General features: G+C 63.6%; 13 protein-coding genes. 9 read left to right on the forward strand and 4 right to left on the reverse strand.

Going from position 1 to position 11,559, the window contains the following annotated elements; translation table 11 throughout:
* Nucleotides 1-93 precede the first annotated feature (93 nt).
* Nucleotides 94-501, forward strand: coding sequence for a hypothetical protein (locus FNJ47_RS11555; protein ID WP_163153197.1), 408 nt, complete (start codon nucleotides 94-96; stop codon nucleotides 499-501).
* Nucleotides 502-514: 13 nt separating this feature from the next.
* On the forward strand, nucleotides 515-925 hold the full coding sequence (locus FNJ47_RS11560; protein WP_163153198.1) for an ester cyclase: 411 nt from the start codon (nucleotides 515-517) through the stop codon (nucleotides 923-925).
* Nucleotides 926-1,286: 361 nt separating this feature from the next.
* On the opposite strand, the gene FNJ47_RS11565 is transcribed toward FNJ47_RS11560, so the two are convergent.
* Nucleotides 1,287-1,754, reverse strand: a complete 468-nt coding sequence (locus tag FNJ47_RS11565) for a retron St85 family effector protein (protein WP_163153199.1) — start codon at nucleotides 1,752-1,754, stop codon at nucleotides 1,287-1,289.
* A 468-nt stretch (nucleotides 1,755-2,222) separates the two neighbouring features.
* Between FNJ47_RS11565 and FNJ47_RS11570 the strand changes: the two genes are divergently transcribed.
* Both FNJ47_RS11570 and FNJ47_RS11575 read left to right on the forward strand, forming a co-directional pair.
* The gene (locus FNJ47_RS11570) at nucleotides 2,223-3,029 is read left to right on the forward strand and encodes a lytic murein transglycosylase (protein ID WP_163153200.1); all 807 of its coding nucleotides are present in this window, start codon (nucleotides 2,223-2,225) and stop codon (nucleotides 3,027-3,029) included.
* 160 nt (nucleotides 3,030-3,189) lie between these two features.
* On the forward strand, nucleotides 3,190-4,038 hold the full coding sequence (locus FNJ47_RS11575) for an FRG domain-containing protein (protein WP_163153201.1): 849 nt from the start codon (nucleotides 3,190-3,192) through the stop codon (nucleotides 4,036-4,038).
* Between the two features lie 315 nt (nucleotides 4,039-4,353).
* On the opposite strand, the gene FNJ47_RS11580 is transcribed toward FNJ47_RS11575, so the two are convergent.
* Nucleotides 4,354-5,205 carry an SDR family NAD(P)-dependent oxidoreductase gene (locus tag FNJ47_RS11580; RefSeq protein ID WP_163153202.1) on the reverse strand — a complete coding sequence of 284 codons (852 nt, stop codon included), beginning with the start codon at nucleotides 5,203-5,205 and terminating at the stop codon, nucleotides 4,354-4,356.
* Nucleotides 5,206-5,359: 154 nt separating this feature from the next.
* On the opposite strand from FNJ47_RS11580, the gene FNJ47_RS11585 reads away from it, so the two are divergent.
* The 5 genes from FNJ47_RS11585 to FNJ47_RS11605 all read left to right on the forward strand — a co-directional run bounded on the left by FNJ47_RS11585 (nucleotide 5,360) and on the right by FNJ47_RS11605 (nucleotide 9,725).
* Nucleotides 5,360-5,764 (forward strand): response regulator, encoded by a 405-nt coding sequence (locus tag FNJ47_RS11585; protein WP_163153203.1) that lies wholly within the window; start codon nucleotides 5,360-5,362, stop codon nucleotides 5,762-5,764.
* Nucleotides 5,765-5,874: 110 nt separating this feature from the next.
* Nucleotides 5,875-6,486 carry a LysE family translocator gene (locus tag FNJ47_RS11590; RefSeq protein ID WP_163153204.1) on the forward strand — a complete coding sequence of 204 codons (612 nt, stop codon included), beginning with the start codon at nucleotides 5,875-5,877 and terminating at the stop codon, nucleotides 6,484-6,486.
* 702 nt (nucleotides 6,487-7,188) lie between these two features.
* The gene (locus tag FNJ47_RS11595) at nucleotides 7,189-8,403 is read left to right on the forward strand and encodes a GGDEF domain-containing protein (protein WP_163153205.1); all 1,215 of its coding nucleotides are present in this window, start codon (nucleotides 7,189-7,191) and stop codon (nucleotides 8,401-8,403) included.
* Nucleotides 8,404-8,671: 268 nt separating this feature from the next.
* Nucleotides 8,672-9,289, forward strand: a complete 618-nt coding sequence (locus tag FNJ47_RS11600; RefSeq protein ID WP_165445645.1) for a peptidoglycan recognition protein family protein — start codon at nucleotides 8,672-8,674, stop codon at nucleotides 9,287-9,289.
* Nucleotides 9,290-9,437: 148 nt separating this feature from the next.
* Entirely contained in the window at nucleotides 9,438-9,725 is a 288-nt protein-coding gene (locus FNJ47_RS11605; protein WP_163153206.1) for a hypothetical protein, read from the forward strand.
* Between the two features lie 129 nt (nucleotides 9,726-9,854).
* On the opposite strand, the gene FNJ47_RS11610 is transcribed toward FNJ47_RS11605, so the two are convergent.
* Entirely contained in the window at nucleotides 9,855-10,676 is an 822-nt protein-coding gene (locus FNJ47_RS11610) for a phosphotransferase (RefSeq protein ID WP_163153207.1), read from the reverse strand.
* Nucleotides 10,677-11,105: 429 nt separating this feature from the next.
* The gene (locus FNJ47_RS53900) at nucleotides 11,106-11,405 is read right to left on the reverse strand and encodes a lysozyme inhibitor LprI family protein (RefSeq protein ID WP_347341657.1); all 300 of its coding nucleotides are present in this window, start codon (nucleotides 11,403-11,405) and stop codon (nucleotides 11,106-11,108) included.
* Nucleotides 11,406-11,559 lie beyond the last annotated feature (154 nt).

The raw sequence follows: 11,559 nt of genomic DNA on the forward strand, positions 1-11,559 counted from the left end.
CAGCACATCCTCATCTCAAAACGCATCATCGGATGGCGTCCCCCACATGACGGCGTCGTTGCCGTCGGCTTGGCTTTAGCGGCGCGCCTTTGCTTGAACAAGACACGGCCGAAGATTGCGCAGAGCAGCGGAACCGGCGAGCCGGGTTCGTGCTTCTTGGTCGCGGCGAGCGCCTTCGGCGTTCACGCATCGCGTCCAGCAACTGCTCCGGTGCGGTGCGTCGCCGCACGCCACGCCACCGCTTGCATCCTCGTGCCGTCGGATGATGTTACCGCCGGCGCGCAGAGCGGCTCGACCATTCGCGTTGCGCAGGTATCGGGAGCGGTGGTGAAAGGCATCCGCATGCGAAAGCCGCCGCGATCCTGCGGCAACCGCCTTTCGCTTCTGCGCCGAAACGCGCGCGGGTCGAAAGCCGGCTTTTTTCTGACCATCGTCACTTGCACCATCCCGCCCGATTCGCGTAAGAGGCGCATCCTTCGCTTTCTACAACTTTTCTTTTGAAAGCCGATCGCCGATGTCCAACGCCACCCTCGACGCCAACAAGGCGCTCGTGCTCGCGCATTACGACGCCGTGACCAATCGCCTCGATCCCGATGCGATCCGCGCGCAGCTGGCGTCCGACTTCTTCGATCATGCCGCAGGCAAGCGGATGAGCGCGGAGGAGGTGATCGCGCATTCGACTGCGATGCACGAGACCTTCGCCGAGCTGTCGGCGGTGGCCGAATGCCTGGTGGCCGAGCGCGACATCGTCGCCGGCCGCTTCGTCTGGCGCGGCCGCCACCGCAGCCCGTGGCGCGGCATTCAACCAACCGGCCGTCACGTCGAATTCCGCGGCATGACGTTCTGGCGGATCAGGGACGGCAAGATCACCGAACGCTGGGCGGAGATCGATTTCGTCAACCTGGAACGTCAGCTCAGGGATTGAGGGAAATCTGCACAACTCCGTCGCGCTGCGCCCGTGATGAGCGGCAACGCCGGTTGACTTGGTCAATGCGCCGCAGCCGATGGCGCGAGAATGCCAGTGCCGATGCACGAGGTCGGAAAGTTGCGGATCGCGTGCCATCCTTACGCGACCGAGGTTGGCTTTTACCCAACCTGAAGCATTTCACTCCGCTTGGGCGCGTGAAATCGTAAGGCAGAATCAACGACTTGATCGCCATACTTCAGTCGCATCCTCCCGAGGAAAGCAGGTTCATTGGCAACACAAAAGCCTAGCAGTCCTTTCAAGCGGCTGCGCTCGATCTGATTCAGTAGCTCCTTCGATGATCTATGGAGCATTGAAGAAATCAATCTCTTCCTCTCTCGCCCAAGTTCGCTCGCCTGGTTCTCTTTATTCGCTCGATAGGTCCAAAGCGAACGAAAGACTCAGCTGTGTCGTGCTGCTGCTGAACGACGACCCGCAAAGCGTTGCGTATCGTGTCGTTAGCCGTGAATGCTCCCAACTCGGCCAATGATCCGGGGCTTTCCGCGATCACAAGCACGACCGCAGCGATTCTAGCGATGTCTTCTTCGAAGGAGATCAGATCACCGTAGTCGCTGTCACGGAACAGCTGTGTTGCTTTCTCCGCTAGAACGATGTTGTACCTGTTTGCGATCTGTCTTACGCGAAAGAGATAGTCTCGCAGATTGACTGGTTTAGCGTTTTCTTCTCTCGCGATGTATCCACCGCACAAGAACATGAATTTCGATGGACGTAATACCCTTACTCCATCGAGTCTTAGATCATCATAGAGAACTCGAAGCTCAGCAACCAAGGGGCTCTTTACCCTTAAAGGTAGGAACAAGTTTGGCGTGCTTATCGTCCCGGAGGGCGAGGAGCGAAGGCGACGAGAGATAAGCTCGCCGGACTTGTTCCTACCGATAAGCCTTAACAATACCGGATTGTCTGGCGAAGCGCCCGACACAAGCTCTACTAGCAGGCTAGCGAACTTGAACGCGTAAAGAGTGACGGGAAACTGAATGACGAATCTGAGGTGGTCAAGCTCGCCGCAGACTTGTCAACAATTCGCTTGCGCTGGCGGCTTTGAGTTACTGATGGAGTGGCGTGTCTGTACTGCGTCTCTGGACGGCGAGCTGTCGCGACTGATTGCCACCGGTATCATGCGCCGACCACGAGGCGGACGGTTGAGATGACGCAGAAGGTTGGATGTCCGTCCCGACGCTTTGACTGCCTCGTTTCCTCCGTGGCATGATCGGCCATTCGAAGCAGGAGGGATGTTTGCATGCTCAGGTGTCGTTTGGCGGTTGTGTTCGGCGCCTTGCTGCTTGCCACCCCCTCCTATGCCGCCCGCTGCGGCGGCAGTTTTCCGGCCTTCGTCCAGTCGTTCTCGCAGGAGGCGGCTGCGGCCGGCATTCAGCAGGACGTGATCTCGCAGGCGCTTGGCGGCGTGCAGCAGGATGGCGGGGTGCTCGCCTTCGACCGGCGGCAGCGCTACACCTTCAACAAGACCTTCGAGCAATATGTCGCAACCCGCGTCGGCGCCGGACGCATCAATGGCGGCCGTGCCATGTTGCAGCGTCATGCGGCGCTGCTGTCGAAGATCGAGCAGCAATACGGCGTGCCGCGCCAGATCCTGGTCGCGATCTGGGGGCTGGAGACCGATTTCGGCAAGGGCGACATGGGCAAGCTGCCGGTGTTCCGCGTGCTCGCCACGCTGGCGCATGATTGCCGCCGCACCGACCTGTTCCAGGGCGAGCTGCTGGCCGCGCTCAAGATCCTGCAACGCGGCGACCTCCGTCTCAATGACATGATCGGCGCCTATGCCGGCGAGATCGGCCAAACGCAATTTTTGCCGTCGTCCTACATCAAGTATGGCGTCGATTTCGACGGCGACGGCCATGTCGATCTGCGCCACTCGGTACCCGACGTGCTGGCCTCGACCGCAAACCTCCTGCACTCGAACGGCTTCAAGATGGGTGCGCCCTATGGCGAAGGCAGCGCGAATTTCGAGGCGATGCGCGAGTGGAACAGGGCGGTGATCTATCGCAAGACCATCGGGTATTTTGCCGATCAGCTTGTGGGGCGGTGAGGGCTGCGCCACATCTACGGTCGTCATTCCCCGATGCGCAATTGCGCATCTGAGGGCGCGCGTAGCGCGAGCCCGGAATCCATCGAGCCGCATCACGTGTTGAGAAATGGATTCCGGGCTCTCGCTTCGCGAGCCCCGGAATGACGAGACTGGTGTTCACATGGAAACGATCGGCAGCCAAAAGATCTGGTCGTTCTTCGATCGCCGCGGATGCCAGGTCGCGAAGAATTCGGCGGTGCGCGAAGGGCCGGGGCATCGGGTCGGCTCCTATCTGGAGCTCGCCACCAAGATCGCCGAGCTGCAGTTCCTCAACCGCGACCATGTGCTGCTGTTTCGCGGCCAGGGCGCCGACTTCAAAAACATCAAGCGTAACTCGTCGCTGAAACCCACATTGTTTCGCGGCGGCCGCGGCAATCCCGATCAGGCGACGCTGGTCGAGCGGTTCGAGGCGCTGCGGCGCGCCGAGCAGGTCCTGATCGCGGAGTACGCGAAGGCAGAACTGCTCGGGCTGGAGCGGCTGAAACGGCATCGCATCCTGCGCTGGTCGATCCTGCAGCATTACGAGGTCTGCACCACGCCGCTGCTCGACGTCACCCACTCGATCCGGATCGCCGCGTCGTTTGCCTCGCTGGCGGAGACCGGCACCGCCTTCCTCTACGTGCTGGGTGTGCCGAACTTAAGCGCCGCGATCACCGCGAGCGCCGAGGCCGGCCTCCAGATCGTCCGCCTCTCCAGCGTCTGCCCACCGTCGGCAGTGCGGCCGCATATCCAGGAGGGCTATCTGCTCGGCGAATATCCCGAGATGTCCGGCACCGAGCAGAAGGAAAACTACTTCCCCTACGAGATGGATTTCGGCCGGCGGCTGGTCGCAAAATTCACGTTCGCGCCGCCGTCGTTCTGGAAGAACGACAATTTTCCGCAGGTGACGCGAAGCGCGCTCTATCCGTCGGAGCGGAGCGATCCGCTGTTTCGTCTGGCGCTCGGGGTGAAGAAGCAGCTGGGCGGGTGAGGTGCGCTGATCGCGCCAAATACTCGGTGTCGTCCCGGGCTTGACCCGGGACCCATAACCACGAATCTCGGTTGTTGCACGACGCCGGAACGACGAGTCCCACTCGCCACGCCTGCTGCGGAGCATGGGTCCCTGCATTGGAGGGAGCCTGCTCCGCTTCCGTCACCCTGAGGAGGCCGCAGCGCGGCCGTCTCGAAGGGTCGACGGCCACCAGCCGGGCCGTGCATCCTTCGAGACGCGCGTTCCGCGCTCCTCCAGCGACAACGGCGAAGCCGTTGCGCGGGGATGACGGGCTACAAGCGTGACCCACCGCTCTCATTTCGCCCCCGCCACCTTCGCAGTCGCCTTCTCGATCTGCCGCTGCAGCACCTTCCAGTAGGTCCCGGGGCGGAAGCGTTGCAGCAGGTCCATGAAGCGGGCGTCGTTGCCGATCAGGATGCGCGGCTGGTTTTTCTCGATGCCGGTGATGATGCGCTGTGCGGCGGCGGTCGGCGTGGTCCTGGCCAACGCGTCGAAACGCTCGATCGATTGCACGCGGCGGGCATTGTCGGTGACGCCGGTGCCGGTGCGCGAGTTGCGCGCGATGTTGGTGGCGACGCCGCCCGGGTGCACGACGGAGAGTTTTATCGGGCTGCCCGCCACCGCAAGCTCGTGGCGCAGGCTTTCCGAGAAGCCGCGCACCGCGAACTTGGCCGCGCAATAGGCGCTCTGGCCGGGCGGGGCGACGATGCCGAAGATCGAGGAGATGTTGACGATATGCGCCTCGCGCTGCCGCGAAAGCAGCGGCAGGAAGGCGCGGGTGCCGTGCACCACGCCCCAGAAATTGATGTTGAACAGCCACTCCATCTGCGCCTGCTCGATCTCGCCGAACTGGCCGAGCAGCGCGACGCCGGCATTGTTGACGACGATGTTGAGCCCGGGATGCGCGGCGCCGGCGGCTTGCGCGAAGTCCGTGATCTGGCCGGGCTCGCTGACGTCGAGCCGATGCACTGTCACCTTGCGCCGGCTCACTTTGGCGATCTCGGCCGCGGCAGCCTGCAACCCGGCCTCGTCGCGATCGGCGATCGCGAGGTCGCAGCCGCGCAGCGCGAGTTCCTGCGCGAGCGCGCGGCCGATGCCGCTGGCGCCTCCGGTCACGGCGGCGGAGGATCCAGAGATCGCGGTCATGTCAGGTCAGCTCCATTCGGGGAGGGGGAACGTGCCGTGCGGGAACACGGCGGGTTTCCTCACCTTTCTCAAATTGGAACCGAACTATCCAGCCATTTTAGGCATTTAACCTTTGCTCGTTTTCAAAATCGCGATCAACAAGGGAGATTCAGCCATGGGACAGTCGAGGCCCTGTCGTGCGAAGGCCCTGGTTGTCGAAGACGACCCGCTGCAGCGAGAGATGATCGAATTGCTGCTTGAGGAGGGCGAGTTCGAGGTCATTTGCTGCGAGAGCGCGGAGGCCGCAGAATTGGTGCTGCGGAGCAATGGCGACAATGTCGTGCTGATGCTGACGGATGTCGAGCTGGCCGGAAACATGACCGGCATCGAGCTCGCTTATGCCGCCAAGAAATACAAGCCCGATCTCGATGTGATCGTCACCTCGGGCAGGCCGCTGCGGCAGCGCCTGCCCGAGGGCACCCAGTTCTGGTCCAAGCCCTGGGCGCCGCTCGACGTGATCCGGGTCGCCGAGACGAAGGCGTCGGCGCTGTCCGGCCGCGGGTCGCACAGACCCTCGTAACGGAGTTGTCAGCACGGGCGGATGGCAGACCGAAGGCGGCTGCTTCCGCCCGCCCGGCCACCGTGATACTTCCGACGGCCGACCGGCTGTGGTCGGCTTGAGGATTTGAAATGACCTGGTCGTTCCTGCTGACCACCCTGATCGTGGTCGCTTCGCCCGGCACTGGCGTGCTCTATACCCTCGCGGTGGCGCTGACCCGGGGCTCGCGGGCGAGCGTGGCGGCGGCGTTCGGCTGTACGCTCGGGATCGTGCCGCAGATGATCGCGGCGATGCTCGGGCTTGCCGCCATCCTGCACACCAGCGCCATGGCGTTTGCGGCGCTGAAATGGGGCGGCGTGGTCTACCTGCTCTACATGGCCTGGCAGGCGCTGCGAGAGCGCGGCGCGCTCGCCGTCGATACCGAGATCAAGCCGCGCTCGAGCGGGCGGGTGATCGTGACCGCGATCCTGATCAACATCCTCAATCCGAAGCTGTCGATCTTCTTCCTGGCGTTCCTGCCGCAGTTCATCGCCGTCGATGAGTCGCATCCGCTGGCGCGGATGGTCGAGCTCAGCTTCGTGTTCATGGCGATGACCTTTGCGGTGTTCGCGGTCTACGGGCTGTTCGCGGCGTCGGTCCGCGACCGCGTCATCACCCGGCCGAAGGTGATGGCCTGGCTACGGCGCAGCTTTGCCGCGGGCTTTGCCCTGCTCGGCGCCAAGCTCGCCTTTGCGGAGCGCTGACGGCGCATTCGCGCGGGTCCTGATCGAGGCAATAAAAAAGCAGGCCTTGCGCCTGCTGCCTTGCGCTCCACCTGCCGGGGGCCGATCGATTGAAGACTGGTGAATTTCGGGTTGATGAATTCGCGGCTGGCGTCGTTGCGGCCGGTCGTCCCGGTCCGGGTGCCCGGGCAGGGCAGGAGCCGCTACCCGGGCTGGAATTCGCTACTTCTTGGCGGCCTTCTTCTTCGTCGCCTTTTTCGCCTTCGCCTTCTTCGCCTTCTTCGCTTTCTTAGCCATAGTATCCTCTCAAGGTTTCATGGATTGAACGCGACTCCGAGGCATGCTTGGCGGAGGGCCAGCCTCGCAACATCCTCAGTACCAAACTCAGCAGATTCGGAGGCGGCTGCCGCGTGCTGTCACGGCGCCGTCATCGTGTTATCCACAGCTGTTACGTGTTTTCGCCAGCTTTTTCGCACGTATGCGCGTGTCGCGGATCGCGGCGTCGTCGCATCGGTCATGCTTAACGATGCGCAAACGGTCGATGCGCGCGTGTTCATCAATTCAAAACCACAGCGCGGATTGACGCGAGGCGGGTGACGGTCCGTTAAGCGGCGCGGCCGCATGCTGTCGGCAAGACAACGGGGATTGTCATCGGGGAAACGCCCTAGGGGCGGACGGTCATTTCAGGAGAGGCGAGGCCGATACGGGTCTCGAACAGGGGCGATGTTGAGCGTTCCGACGCTTTGGACGGTATTCATTATCAATTTTCTCGCGCTCGGCCTGATCTGGGCCTATGTCGCGCGCAGCTATCCAGCTTTCGGCGCCGCGCGGTTCTGGACCGCCTCCGCCTTCGTCGCCTCCGCCGGTGCGGCTAGCGCGATGCTCCGTGTCATGATGACGGACTCGCTGCTGCCGCTGCTTGCGGCGGGGACGCTGATGGTGTTCGCCGCCGGCCTGGCCGCGATGGGGATCGAGCGGTTCTACGGCAAGCCGGCCGACTGGCGCAGCACCGCGCTGTCAGCCGCGCTCGCCTTCATCGGCCTCGGCGTCTTCATCTTTGCCTATGACAGCATGCCGCTGCGCATCCTGGTCTACACTGTCGCGCAGGTCACGCCGCTGGCGTTGACGCTGAAGCTGCTGCTGTCGCCCGAGAACGGCCGTGTCAGCCCCGGCGCGCGGCTGGCCGGCATCGTCTCTTCCGTGCTGATCGCCATCTACGCGCTGCGCCTGGTCGGCGCCGTGCTGCAGCCCGGCGAGTATTCCTTCGTTCGCTTCAGTGCGGGCCAGTCGCTGGTGATCCTGCTGATGGTGTTCCTGTCGATGGCGCTGAATTTCGGCTTCCTGCTGATGGCGATCGACCGGCTGCGCAACGAGGTCGCCGACCTCGCGCTGCTCGACGACCTCACCGGCGTCGGCAATCGCCGTCATCTGCTGCAGCGGCTGACCGAGGAATGCGCGCGCTCCGACCGCAATGGCGAGGCATTCGCGCTGCTGGTGATTGACCTCGACGGCTTCAAGGGCATCAACGACACCCATGGCCACGCCGCCGGCGACGCCTGCCTGCAGCACTTCACGCTGATGGCGCAGACCAGGCTTCGCCCGGGCGACATGCTGGCCCGCACCGGCGGCGACGAGTTCTGCATCGTGCTGCCGTCCTCGACGCTGCGCGAGGGCGCGATGATCGCCCGCCGCGTGCTGGAGGTCTGCCGCGCCGACGCCGAGCAGTGCGCCGGCAACGACATTCCGATCGCGGTATCGATCGGCGTCGCGCAGTGGGCCCGCGAGATCGGCATGCATCCCGACCGCCTGATCGCCGCCGCCGACCATGCGCTCTACGACGCCAAGAAGGGCGGCAAGAACGGCTACGCGGCCTACGAGCCCAAGCTGCCGGCGGAGATGGTCGAGGCGCTGGAGGCGACCCTGCGCAAGCGCGCCTGAGCGTGCTAAAGCATGATGACGTTACTCCGATAGGGCCGCGGACTCCACTTCACCTCGCCCCGCGTGCGGGGAGAGGTCGGAACGCATCGTGAGATGCGTTCCGGGTGAGGGGGAGTCTCCGCAACGCAGCTATCACCGGATATGCGGAGGCGGCCCCTCACCCCAACCCTCTCCCCGTAAGAACGGGGCGAGGGAGCGCAGCGCCGCCGCGGTCACTATCCGACCCAAACCCATCCCGCCTAACGAGGGATGACACTGGATCCTTCCGATGCCTCGCCTGCTCACCGCGCTCCTTGCACTCGTCCTGTCCTCCGCCGCCCTGGCCGAAACCTCCGATCTCGCAGCGATTGCGCGGTCGCAAGGCACGCCCGAGATTCCCGGCTTGAAAATGGTCTGGCTGTCGCCCTGGGGCGACGTCGCCAAATCGCATCCCTGGCGCAACATCATCGTGCACCAGACCGAGGGACCGACCGGCTCGGCACGCTACGGCGCCGAGGCGCAGCACAAGAACCCGACAAGGCGCGGCGTCATGGTCTGGGTCGAAACCGACGGCACGGTCTATTGGGCGGTCGCCGACAACCTCGTTCCGACCCACACCGACGGCGCCGATCGCAACGACAACAAGTACATCGACAACAGCAAGACCTATCGCCAGGTGAACAAGGACACGTCGATCGGCGTCGAGTTCGCCGGCAATTTTCCTGATGTTACCAAAGGCCCGACCGACGCCCAGATCGCCGCGTGGCGCGTGCTGGTGAAGGTGCTGCGCGCGCGCTACGGCATTCCGCTCGAGCGCGTCTATGCGCACAACTGGATCGACTTCAAGGATGCCCGCTACTGCGAAGGCTGCGCGCTCGCGACCATGGCGCGAGAGTGGGGCGAGTAGGGGGCGGGTACTCACCGAAATCTGGGATGCCTGTCTTCGGGACGAAGCGGAAATCCAATCCGGCCTCAAGGATATCGGTTTGTGACCATTGCGGACGCCGGGGATGAATATGGGCTATCCTCCATCGGTGTAGTATTAGGAGCCTTGGATGGGACGGCCGAATGCTTTTGACGGGATGATGCACGAATTCTGCGTGAAGCTGGGTTGGTGTGGCTGCGTCAAGGATGGCAAGCGATTGCACGTCTCCGACTTCATTCCAGAAATTGGACCAGTGGCGGAGGATGACTTCGCCAGATGGCTCATAACGGCGGACGGTCTCGATCCCGACCAACTCAATGGTTCTGAACTTAGGCTACTGGAGGCGGTGTTCGTCAAGCACATGGGGGCGACTGTTGTTGATGCGAATAAGCTTCGTCCCGGACATCGCGATGCGTAGGTGCTCCAAGGCTGCGTAAGCGTCTGGTGTTGGGGCCCTTAGCCGACGATCTGTATAACCATCGGGAACGTCGGCTCTCCGATGTGAACCGGAGGTCCGTCGCTATCGGCTACGCGCGCAATGAACGCTTCAGTCCTGCGGGCGCAGGGCCGCTTCGGCGCGCTGCATCATCCGCCGCCATCGCTCGCTTGTCGGCCCGCCCATGATCAGGAAGTAGCGGACGATCGCGATCGGCAGCCAGGTCTCCATCGCTTGCGTCAGAGCCGCTATCGGCGTGCCGGACAGCCGCGCGTATTCGGATTGCGCGGCCGCATTGACCGCAAGCGGCCGCTGCGGATTGTCGGTGATGTCGAGGGCAAACTCGGTCAAGCCGATGTGAGTGAGCCCATGATCGAGGGCTGCAGGCGCGCGGATCGAGAAGGTCCAGTCGATCAGCCGCGGACCATCCGTCGTCATGATCACGTTGTTGGGATGGATGTCGCCATGGCACAGCCCGTCCCCCGGCTGCTGCAGGCGGTCGATCAGCGCGCGGATGCCGGAGGCGATGTGCTTGGGCACGATGCCGCCCGAGTGCCTGAAAGCGCTGTCCATCCAGCGGCGCAGATCGATGGCCTCCGGCGGCGGCGCCATCCTGTGAATGGACAGGCCGAGGGACGCGAGGATCGCGCCCGCCTGGGCGAACGTCACGCCGCCGCTGCGCGTGAGCTGCAGCAGTGTCGGTCCGTCGAGGCGGCCGAGCACGATGCCGAAGCGTCCGTCGAGCGTCACCTCGCCGAACACTTCCGGCGCAGGCAGCCCGCCGGCGAAGACTGCCCGGGTCATCCGCGCCTCTTGCCGGCCGAGCCGCAGCGGAAAACCTTCCTTGAACAGTTTTACGACCTGACCTGGCGCCCAGGCGTGGATGTCCGCCGTGCCGCCCTGGTTGATCTTCTCGCCGAGGGATCCCTGCATCGCCCGTCCTCCCGCCGGTCACGACCAGACACCGGCGGCGGCCAAAAGAGAACGCTCCCGCGATCCTGGCTGCCAGCCATGATCGTGGCTTGTCCCCGGCCGCGGCGTTTGCCAAGATCGCGCAGCGGTTCGAGACAAGTCCGGTTCTGGCGGCCCTTGGCCGACATGGCCAGGTGCGCCTCGTTTGTCCGCTCCCGAGGCTGATGCGGACGTTCGCAGCTCCGTAGGATCGGGGGAGCGAAGCGATACCCATCAACCTTGTGCTGCGCGGTGGGATGATGGGTGTAGCGGAGTTTATCATCGGCCGCCCGCTGCGCGGACCCGTTGGCCCCACCATCCTGCAGATGCGGTCATCTCAGTGGTTGAGACGATTCAGATTGGCGTGCATTGCCAAGGGCGCGTTCCAATTCACGCGTGCGCTTGGCGATGTCATCCAACTCGAAGCTCTGCGAGGTCATGAAGGCCCCCGAGCCGGCGTCCGGGTCGCTCGCGAGACTGTTCTGCCTGCAGCTTCGTCCGCCTTGCGCCGCTTTCTCGATGCAGCAGCAGCTGGTATGCGGCGTTCAACCGCGCATCCCATTTATCGATCTCGGTCTTACCGCAATCCAGCATCCTGCTTGAAGCACCGTCCGAACGATCGACGCATGCTGCCATCTCGTCGTCCGATTGTGCATGGGCGCACGGAGCGATGATCACGAGCAGGCCGACAAGGCCATATTTGAAGGTCACGGGAGCTGACACCAATGGTTTAACGACGCCCAATGGCGCAATCATTTCGTGTCGCTTTTGCGGCGGCGACGCCCGCGAGGCTCTGGTCACGGCCCGTCGCCCATATGTCGGCAATGTGGGGTAGACCGGTCGTCAGCGCGACCACTCCAAACCG

The sequence above is a fragment of the Bradyrhizobium uaiense genome (assembly GCF_010811875.1).
Classification (GTDB): Bacteria; Pseudomonadota; Alphaproteobacteria; order Rhizobiales; family Xanthobacteraceae; genus Bradyrhizobium; species Bradyrhizobium uaiense.

Bases quoted from the DNA above. Each gene is read 5' to 3' on its own strand.
- FNJ47_RS11570 (WP_163153200.1), top strand. From the start codon at position 2,223: ATGCTCAGGTGTCGTTTGGCGGTTGTGTTCGGCGCCTTGCTGCTTGCC.
- FNJ47_RS11585 (WP_163153203.1), top strand. From the start codon at position 5,360: ATGGGACAGTCGAGGCCCTGTCGTGCGAAGGCCCTGGTTGTCGAAGAC.
- FNJ47_RS11580 (WP_163153202.1), bottom strand. From the start codon at position 5,205: ATGACCGCGATCTCTGGATCCTCCGCCGCCGTGACCGGAGGCGCCAGC.
- FNJ47_RS11610 (WP_163153207.1), bottom strand. From the start codon at position 10,676: ATGCAGGGATCCCTCGGCGAGAAGATCAACCAGGGCGGCACGGCGGAC.
- FNJ47_RS11575 (WP_163153201.1), top strand. From the start codon at position 3,190: ATGGAAACGATCGGCAGCCAAAAGATCTGGTCGTTCTTCGATCGCCGC.
- FNJ47_RS11560 (WP_163153198.1), top strand. From the start codon at position 515: ATGTCCAACGCCACCCTCGACGCCAACAAGGCGCTCGTGCTCGCGCAT.
- FNJ47_RS11605 (WP_163153206.1), top strand. From the start codon at position 9,438: ATGGGACGGCCGAATGCTTTTGACGGGATGATGCACGAATTCTGCGTG.
- FNJ47_RS11590 (WP_163153204.1), top strand. From the start codon at position 5,875: ATGACCTGGTCGTTCCTGCTGACCACCCTGATCGTGGTCGCTTCGCCC.
- FNJ47_RS11595 (WP_163153205.1), top strand. From the start codon at position 7,189: ATGTTGAGCGTTCCGACGCTTTGGACGGTATTCATTATCAATTTTCTC.
- FNJ47_RS11600 (WP_165445645.1), top strand. From the start codon at position 8,672: ATGCCTCGCCTGCTCACCGCGCTCCTTGCACTCGTCCTGTCCTCCGCC.